This window comes from Pseudoalteromonas sp. TAE79, assembly GCF_000498015.1.
Taxonomy (GTDB): Bacteria; Pseudomonadota; Gammaproteobacteria; order Enterobacterales; family Alteromonadaceae; genus Pseudoalteromonas.
Genome location: NZ_AUTL01000211.1, coordinates 1 through 8,387 on the forward strand (window position 1 = coordinate 1; position 8,387 = coordinate 8,387).

The 8,387-nt window shown below is 37.8% G+C and carries 8 protein-coding genes and 1 pseudogene; 2 read left to right on the plus strand and 7 right to left on the minus strand.

Translation table 11 applies throughout. The features are described from left to right. Positions 1 to 314 (minus strand): annotated as a pseudogene (locus tag L655_RS1000000127615) (hypothetical protein); the annotation flags it as partial. Positions 315 to 570: 256 nt separating this feature from the next. Between L655_RS1000000127615 and L655_RS0115635 the strand changes: the two are divergent. Continuing rightward, the gene (locus tag L655_RS0115635; RefSeq protein ID WP_275041153.1) at positions 571 to 3,540 is read left to right on the plus strand and encodes a Tn3 family transposase; all 2,970 of its coding nucleotides are present in this window, start codon (positions 571 to 573) and stop codon (positions 3,538 to 3,540) included. A gap of 169 nt (positions 3,541 to 3,709) precedes the next feature. Here the strand turns inward: L655_RS0115635 and L655_RS0115640 are convergent, their stop codons facing one another. From L655_RS0115640 to merR, 6 genes are all read right to left on the minus strand, one after another. After that, positions 3,710 to 4,147 (minus strand): MerR family transcriptional regulator, encoded by a 438-nt coding sequence (locus L655_RS0115640; protein ID WP_008110853.1) that lies wholly within the window; start codon positions 4,145 to 4,147, stop codon positions 3,710 to 3,712. Positions 4,148 to 4,260: 113 nt separating this feature from the next. Further along, positions 4,261 to 5,700 carry a mercury(II) reductase gene (gene merA / locus L655_RS0115645; RefSeq protein ID WP_024603994.1) on the minus strand — a complete coding sequence of 480 codons (1,440 nt, stop codon included), beginning with the start codon at positions 5,698 to 5,700 and terminating at the stop codon, positions 4,261 to 4,263. Between the two features lie 20 nt (positions 5,701 to 5,720). After that, on the minus strand, positions 5,721 to 6,140 hold the full coding sequence (gene merC, locus L655_RS0115650) for an organomercurial transporter MerC (RefSeq protein ID WP_008467331.1): 420 nt from the start codon (positions 6,138 to 6,140) through the stop codon (positions 5,721 to 5,723). Beyond that, positions 6,140 to 6,424: a mercury resistance system periplasmic binding protein MerP gene (gene merP, locus L655_RS0115655; RefSeq protein ID WP_008110847.1), complete on the minus strand. Its 285-nt coding sequence runs from the start codon at positions 6,422 to 6,424 to the stop codon at positions 6,140 to 6,142. Before merP ends, merC begins: the two co-directional genes overlap by 1 nt. Positions 6,425 to 6,470: 46 nt before the next feature. Then, positions 6,471 to 6,818 carry a mercuric transporter MerT family protein gene (locus L655_RS0115660; protein ID WP_008467333.1) on the minus strand — a complete coding sequence of 116 codons (348 nt, stop codon included), beginning with the start codon at positions 6,816 to 6,818 and terminating at the stop codon, positions 6,471 to 6,473. A gap of 190 nt (positions 6,819 to 7,008) precedes the next feature. After that, positions 7,009 to 7,461 carry an Hg(II)-responsive transcriptional regulator gene (merR, locus tag L655_RS0115665; RefSeq protein ID WP_008110844.1) on the minus strand — a complete coding sequence of 151 codons (453 nt, stop codon included), beginning with the start codon at positions 7,459 to 7,461 and terminating at the stop codon, positions 7,009 to 7,011. 269 nt (positions 7,462 to 7,730) lie between these two features. On the opposite strand from merR, the gene L655_RS0115670 reads away from it, so the two are divergent. Beyond that, the gene (locus tag L655_RS0115670) at positions 7,731 to 8,354 is read left to right on the plus strand and encodes a recombinase family protein (RefSeq protein ID WP_008467336.1); all 624 of its coding nucleotides are present in this window, start codon (positions 7,731 to 7,733) and stop codon (positions 8,352 to 8,354) included. The last annotated feature ends 33 nt before the right edge of the window (positions 8,355 to 8,387 follow it).

The window sequence follows — 8,387 nt, forward strand, 5'->3', positions numbered from 1 at the left end:
CTCCCCAGGCCAGTGCCACCACAGGCGCCGCCCTGCGTGTTGAAGGTGGCATTGTGGAAAGCATTGCCTGAAATCGCCGGCCGGGACCACCCGGCCGACTCACCCACTGACAGTTGTTTTTTGAGGGAGGCATCATGAGTCTTCAGAAGAAACCCCTTGGGAAGTCCGGTTTGGAGATAGCCCCACTGGTATTTGGCGGAAACGTGTTTGGCTGGACAGCCGATGATAACCGCTCTTTTCAGGGGTTTTGCGCCCATCCCCTCGAAATTAACCTTAGCTTGAATTTTCACGCTTAGAGTAACTTTTCGTACCATTGGACTTCACCCCTTGAATAACACAGTTTGTATTATTTAGCCCATCCCCTCGAAATCGGCATTAGTATTCTTAAGTAATAATACACAGTGGTAAACTATCTTATGAAAAGTTTACCACTTTAGTCGCTTAAATCGGCTTTATGGTAATGTTAAGCAGTTGACTGGTAAACATTAACCTCATTGATTAAGGTATGCTGATTAAAAATAACAAGAAAGGCTTACCACTATTTCTTCATCAAACACCAAGCGTATACAAATTCTCAGCGAATCAGAAATCAACGAACTCTATGCCTTACCCAATTTTAACCGTAAAGATCGTGATGATTATTTTTCGTTAGATAGTGAAACTCAAAGGCTCGTCAACGAATTAAGACGTATTGAAACCAGAGTGTATTTTATCTTACTGCTTGGTTACTTTAGGTCACGGCCAATAGTATTTAATTTCTCATTTACTCAAGTCAGTAATGATTTAGATTATGTAAGATCCAAGTATTTCAGCGATAAAGATATGTCTCTTGAGGATTTATCACCAACAACAAAAACTAAGCTGATTAATAAGTTATTAAAATATACAGGGTTTACAGCATACCAAAGCAAGTTAGATAAAGAGCCGCTATTAAAAAGGCTTAACGATGTTGTAAAAATCAACCTTGAACCAAGGTATGTTTTTGATGAATGTATTGCTTATTTTGGTCAAAACAGAATAGCGCTAGCTGGTTATACAACGCTGCAAGACACTATTTCTACGGTATTATCAAATGAGCGTAACCGAATTGAAATGGTGCTGCTTGATAGTTTGTCTTCAGGTACCAGAAAAACATTACTTAAATTACTTGAGTCAAATAATACCTTTACTGACTTAGCCAAGTTAAAGAAAATGGCTAAGGACTTTTCAACGAGCCAAATCACCCAAGAGCTGAAGACGCATAAAATTATACGCTCGCTTTATCCAGAAATTAAGTCACTGATTGCTGAACTGGAGCTATCACCTAAAAATCTTGAATACTATGCTTCACTGGTAAAGCACAAGTCCGTTTATAAGCTTAGAAGACACGCAGATAGCCAAACTATTTTATATCTCGTTTGTTACTTGTTCTTCAGGTACCGAGAGACTAACGACAATCTTGTTGCTGCATTTATTTACTTGGTAAGGAAGTTAACCGAATCAGCTAAAGGCTATGCAAAGCAGCGTATTGTTGAAGATGTAGCCATTGTAAGAACCAAATTAAAATCCGCTGGTAGTTTATTAAAGTACTTCATCGATACCGATATGGACGATGATTTAAGCTTTGGTGATGTACGTAAAAAAGCCTTTGAATTGATCCCTGCTGACAGTATTAAACTGTTAAGTGATCACTTAGATAATAACGACTTTGATGGCCGTCAGTACGAATGGCAATTTATTGATAAACAATCCAGTAAAATTAAAAAACTTATCCGCTCATTATTTATGTCTATCGATATTGAGTTCATTCATTTAAAGGATGAACTCCATGAGCAGTATGTTATGGCACATTCTGAACTTAGTGAATTAAAGGCTATCCAAACCATTAACATCGATGTGGTACCTAAACATGACCGAGAGTATTTAGAGGGAGAAAATACCAAATTAATTGCTAATCGATTTGAGTATTTCCTTTATCGTAAAGCCGAACAATTATTTCACAGTAATAGCTTAACGGTGAAAGAAAGCGTTAATAACCGTAGTTTAACGTCAGATCTTATACAACCTAAAGAATGGCAGCAAAAAGAGACAATCATTGAAAACACTGGCCTTGATAAGCTGGCAACACCGATTAACCAAACACTCGCAGATAAGAGCCAACAATTAGAAGTTAAGCTGAAGGAAGCAAGCGAGCATATCTTTAGTGGTGATAATAAGTATGTTGAGTTTATTCCTGGCAAAGCCGAACTCAAGTGGTCAATTCCTAACAGCCGTTGGCAACAAACAATTGAAAACCCGCTCTACAATCAAATTCAACACATGGGTATCGTTGAACTCATGTTGTTTGTTGATCAAAAGACAGGTTACTTAAATTCATTTACACACATATCAGCAACTAAAGAAAAATCACCAGTAAATAAAGAAGATCTGATCGCCTGTATATTGGCAAACGGCACCAATTACGGCCTATATAAAATGGCGAATATCTCTGACCGTTCAATGGGTAAATTACGCAGTGTAGATGATAGTTATGTCAGATATGAAACACTCAAAACGTCTAATGATCAGGTTTCTAATGCTATAGCCACGTTGCCAATATTTGCCTATTACCATGTGGACGATAATCAGTTGTTTTCAAGCATTGATGGTCAAAAATTTGAGTGTCGCATAAATACGTTTAAGGCTCGGTATTCGTCTAAGTACTTCTCCAAAGGTAAAGGTGTTTCAGCATTAACATTGGTTTCTAATCATGTTCCGGTGAGTACGCAAGTCATTGGCGCTAACGAATATGAAGGTCACTTTGCTTTTGACTTACTCTATAACAACTCTTCAGATATACAGCCTAATACCTTATCGACCGATACGCATGGTACCAATAATGTTAACTTCGCTATATTAGATTTCTTTGGTTACACATTCGCCCCTCGATACGCGAAAATGAAAAAGGTGTTTTTTGAGCTATTTGAAGTGACTGAAGAGAACGGAGGCCGTATTCAATTAAAGAAAGATATTAATCATAAGCTAATTGCTGAAGAATGGGACAATATTCAGCATATTGTTTGTTCATTGAGTCGTAAAACCACCACTCAAAGCACAATCATTAGAAAGTTGAGTAACGGCAAGAGCCGAAGATTGTCAGCATTGCATGAGTACGACCGTTTAATTAAATCTATTTATGTTTTGGAGTATGTTGATAATTCAACGTTGCGTCATTACGTCCAGCAAGCCTTGAACAGAGGTGAAGCATACCATCAGTTAAAACGTGCTATTACTTCAGTTAATGGCAATAAATTTCGAGGGGGGAATGATTACCAAGTATCACAATGGAACGATTGTGCTCGACTCATTTCAAATTGCATTATTTATTATAATTCCGCGTTACTATCGGCATTTTTACAAATCCAAGAGAGGAACGGTAGGCAAGATGTGGTTGATGTTATTTCTCGGCTTTCACCTGTTGCTTGGCAACACATTAATCTAAATGGGGAATATGCCTTTAATAAAGACCGCAAAGAAATCGACTTAGCTGGTTTACTTAGTGATGTAAAATCAATAAGTTAAAGAATGCCATCTGTTTGTATTTCTAATTCAAAAGGTACTGCGCATCAAAGTGCCATTAAAAATTGGAGGTGTTGATATTCTATATGCTTGATATATACAAGCTAACATTGATAGAAAACAGATAAGCTAACAAGTTTTTAGTCGAGCCATGAACTGTTCTATAATTGTTCTAATTGCAAAACTCTTCAATTTGGTTTGTTACTAGATTTAAAAATACTTTTCTATGCTCGATTTTAGTAAGTAGCAGCTTTTGGATGTCTTCAGGAACTTTTCTTTCTCCTGCATCTATTGCCATTAGTAATGGCTTGATATCAACTACAAGAAGACCTGCCGCCCTTGCTGCTCGAATGAACTTTAATCTCTTTAATGCACATAAGCCGTAAAGTGAATGGCCTGACTTAGTTTTTTCTTCGCAGTGTACTAAGTTCTCAAGAACATAATTTCTTACCGTATGGACAGATGTTTGTGCAGCTAGTGCCAGTTGAGAAATACTCAAAGGAAAATCCAACGCATCATCATCACTACTAATGAACTTATTGATGTCAGGTATCTCTGTCAAAAAACTGACTTCACCAACAGGAATGTTTTCAACCTTAGATTTAATCATGATTTAGCATGCTTCCAATTTGTGTTGTTAATGGAATGCCTTAAGATATCTTGATTACATTCAATCAATTGGCACTCCATTAACATTTCTGTAAGTACATTACCGTTAAATGATTACCCTGCGCAGCAAGATAGCTCTTTAACGTCTTTGCTAAAGGTTTGAGCGCATAACTTCAATCCTTCAACCATCGTCAAATACGGAAATAGTTGACCTGCCAATTCTTCGACTGTCATTTTATTATGAATAGCAAGAGCCGCACTTTGAATCAGTTCTCCGCCTTCATGGGCTAAAATTTGTGCGCCTATCAGTTTTCCCGTGGATTCTTCAGCTACCAACTTGATAAAACCATCCGTTTCAAAATTTGCTAAAGCTCTTGGTACGTTTTCCATATCAAGTACACGACTTATCGTATTTATTCCTACCGCTGAAGCTTGTACTTCGGTTAGACCTACCGTAGCAACTTGTGGGTCGGTGAATATAACAGCAGGCATGGTAGATAAGTCGAGTTGCGCATTTCCACCTGTCATATTAATTCCAGCCCTACTTCCGGCAGCAGCAGCAACATAAACAAATTGTGGCATATTGGAGCAATCTCCAGCGGCATAAATGTTAGCTGTTGATGTTTCCATCATACTATTAACACCAATGGCACCACTTTTATCTGTTTCAACACCAACATTTTCTAAACCAAGCTTTCCAGTATTTGCATGGCGACCCGTAGAGATAAGCAATTTTTCAGCGATTAATGTTCCTTCGTTAGTTTCCAATGAAAAACCATTGCTATCATAAGAAACATGACTTGCTTGCGTATTATTAAGTACCCTAATACCTTCTTTTTCAAAGCACTCTGCCAGTTTTTCACCTAATAACGGATCTTCAGCATATAAAAGGGTATGTCTGGCTAGAATTGTCACACGGCTACCTAAACGGGCATAAGCTTGCGCAATTTCCAGAGCAACAACGGAGGAGCCGATGACAACTAGACTACTCGGTAACTCTTCTGCAAATAAGGCTTCTGTTGATGTCCAATAAGGTGTATCAACTAAACCCTTAATTGGCGGAATGCTTGGTGTAGAGCCTGTTGCAATTAAAATGCGATCTGCAACCAGCTCTTCTTCACTACCATCAGACTTGTGAACTAGCAAGGTATTTTGATTTTTAAAACGTGCATAACCTTTAAGTAAAGATAGCGCGGGATTACTCTCTAAAATACGTTGATATTTAGCATCGCGTAGTTCTTCGACGCGAGCGTTTTGCTGATGTGCTAATAAGGAGCGGCTAAGTTGTGGCTGAATATTTTCTAAACCATCAAACGGGTTAGTACGTTGCTGATGCGCTAATTGCGCAGCACGGATCAATATTTTTGAAGGAACACAGCCGACATTTACACAGCAACCTCCGATTACATCGGCTCCTTCAATGATAGTAACTCTTGCTCCGCCTTCTGCTGCTTTAATCGCACTGGCAAAGGCCCCTGAACCACTACCAATAATGGCTACATGTAATTGTTCTGGCTGGATGTCATTTGACGAGCAACAACTATTCGTTGACATATTTTATTCCTCTTAAAAAGTTAAGCGGTACAAGTTTCATCATCACAGCGTTTATTCGCAGGAGAAACCATGTCCCAAATTGATACAGCAACCATTAGTCCTAGCCCCGTATAAGTAACGTATGAACTCCACCCGTACTGGAACCAAGGGTATAAAGAGAGTAAAACCAAAATGGGGCCAATTGAACCGATAAAACTACGGTGCCATTGACGATGGCTAAACCAGCCTAAGATATTCATTGCCAGCGCTAATACTGCAAACAGTGGTAACAACGTATTGATAAATACCCCTTCCCACTGACTAAGAAATCCCATCCCAATTGCCGCACCAAGACTAGCTATCGCGGGAAAACACATGGCGCATCCCATTGCCGAAACAAGTGCACCTATAGAGCCTGCTTTATCTCCGATACGCGTAACTAGTTCTAAGGGGCTAAACATTACTTATTTTCACTTTTTAAATTTGAAGGGTAGCCAGCGTTGGTAGTCGCTGCAATTAATGCATTGATGTTGGTTTTAGTGTCATCAAAAGAAACAACAGCTAGCTTAGGCTTGTAGGTAACTTTCGCATTTTCAACGCCATCAACATTTTCTAATGACTTTTTAACTGTGATTGGACATGTCGCACAGTTCATCGTTGGCACTTCCAGTGTAACTGTTTTTACTTCAGCAAAAGCACCAAAACTAGAAAGTGAAAGCAGTGCGGTTAATAATAATTTTTTCATAATTAGCTCCAAATTTTAAAATGTTATAAATTTCTTGATCTGTATATTAAGCAAACAAAAGTATCCAATAATTACTGGTCACTAAAATTGTCGCAACTATAACGCTCAGCCAGAAAATGACTTTTCGTTGTTGCTGTTTCTTAGGAATTGCACAGGCCGTTCCCGGCTCACACTCTTCTACAGGACGGTAAATTTTCCAACCTGAGTAACCAAACAACAACACTACAAATGCGATAAATAATGGCCTATAGGGTTCAAATGCAGTTAAATTACCAATCCATGAGCCACTTACCCCAAGTAATAACAGGAGCAAAGGACCTACACAGCATACGCCTGCGCCTAATGCTGCTATGATGCCTCCTATCATTGGAAGGTTTGATTCTTTTTGATTCATATAGATACCTCATTAAGTGATAATGCAAGTGTATTGCATGTACCTAAGTACGGAGTCAAGGGTGATTTATAAAAAATTTATCTTTGATAATCTGCTACGACAGATACGGGGAATAAGCTAACTTGAATTAAGGCGCAGAAGTAAAATTGGATATGCTGTTTTAGTGGGAAATGGTAGTTAAGTGAATCATTTACTTCGGTTGCAACGAATCAATTATTGGGCAGTGGCTATCGTCATCATTATTTTGGCATTGTCCTAAATGTTCTTCCAAAGCGTGTTCTAACAACAACAAGTCAGCCATCTTTTTTTGTACTGCGATCAGTTTTTTATTAGCTAATTCTTGTACTTTACTACATGGACTATCGTTTAACGCAAGTAACCCTTCAATCTCATTTAGCGTAAAACCTAATTCTTGAGAACGCTTGATAAAATGTATTCTATTTACCGTTTCTTTCGGGTAATGTCTATAGCCCTGCATAGGCTTTGGTGGTTGTTTAATTAAGCCTTTGCGTTCATAAAAGCGAATTGTTTCGACATTTACACTCAGTTCTTTAGCCAACATACTTATGGTTCGTTTAGACACGTTATCAATTACCTTACTGACTTTTTGTTTACTTACTTTATATCTAATTAAAGTGACCATCAATGAATACCAGTTTAAACATCGCTAATTGATTTTGTTTTTTCTTCTATTAAATAAGTAAAGTTACCGTTGTTACAACAATATTAAACCACAACAATGTATGGTTTATCCTTTTTCATTATCAAAGTCCAAATTAGTGTTATTACATGCAGTTCTACATGAGTACACCCTAAAGATACTGTTAATATATCACAGGCAATTACGTAATGACACCACTTAAATAAACCTATATGATATGACACCATCTAAATAGACCTAATTAGGCAAAAATGTTCATAAGAGCATATTTACGAGCATCAACTTCTGAGCAAGATGCAAATAGAGCAAAAAGCTCATTAAAAAAATTCGTTTCTGGCTTCAGCAAACGAATTGCTTCTTTTTATATAGAAAATAAATCTGGTAATTCTTTAGATAGACCAGAGCTAATTCGTTTATTGGATGAATCAGAGTCCGGTGATGTTTTGTTAGTTGAATCAATCGATCGTTTAACAAGGCTAAGCCCTGATGATTGGAAAACTCTTGTAGCCTCAATAAATGAAAAAGGAATTAGTGTTGTTAGTTTAGATCTACCAACCAGTCATTTAACATTTGGCAGTTTTCCAAGTGATGATTTTATGAGATCAATACTTAGTGCTATTAATAATATGCTGTTAGAAATATTAGCGGCCAGTGCATATAAAGAATATCGAGAACGTGAACGTAAGCAAAAAGAAGGTATTGTAAAAGCACAGCAAAAGGGACTTTATCACGGTCGTCAGCCTGATTTAGAGGCTCATGATAGGATTGCCTCGTTTACTGAAGCTGGATTTAGTATTAATAAAACGGCTGAAGCAGTTGGAGTTAGTCGAAGTACGGTAATTAGAGTTAGAAAAAAGCTTAAAAATTTAGACTAAGGTTAATTTCGAGGGGATGGGCGCAAAACCCCT

Coding starts and splice junctions, on each gene's coding strand:
- merP (WP_008110847.1), bottom strand. CDS start 6,424: ATGAAAAAATTATTATTAACCGCACTGCTTTCACTTTCTAGTTTTGGT.
- merA (WP_024603994.1), bottom strand. CDS start 5,700: ATGTCAACGAATAGTTGTTGCTCGTCAAATGACATCCAGCCAGAACAA.
- merC (WP_008467331.1), bottom strand. CDS start 6,140: ATGTTTAGCCCCTTAGAACTAGTTACGCGTATCGGAGATAAAGCAGGC.
- L655_RS0115640 (WP_008110853.1), bottom strand. CDS start 4,147: ATGATTAAATCTAAGGTTGAAAACATTCCTGTTGGTGAAGTCAGTTTT.
- L655_RS0115670 (WP_008467336.1), top strand. CDS start 7,731: ATGTTCATAAGAGCATATTTACGAGCATCAACTTCTGAGCAAGATGCA.
- L655_RS0115660 (WP_008467333.1), bottom strand. CDS start 6,818: ATGAATCAAAAAGAATCAAACCTTCCAATGATAGGAGGCATCATAGCA.
- merR (WP_008110844.1), bottom strand. CDS start 7,461: ATGGTCACTTTAATTAGATATAAAGTAAGTAAACAAAAAGTCAGTAAG.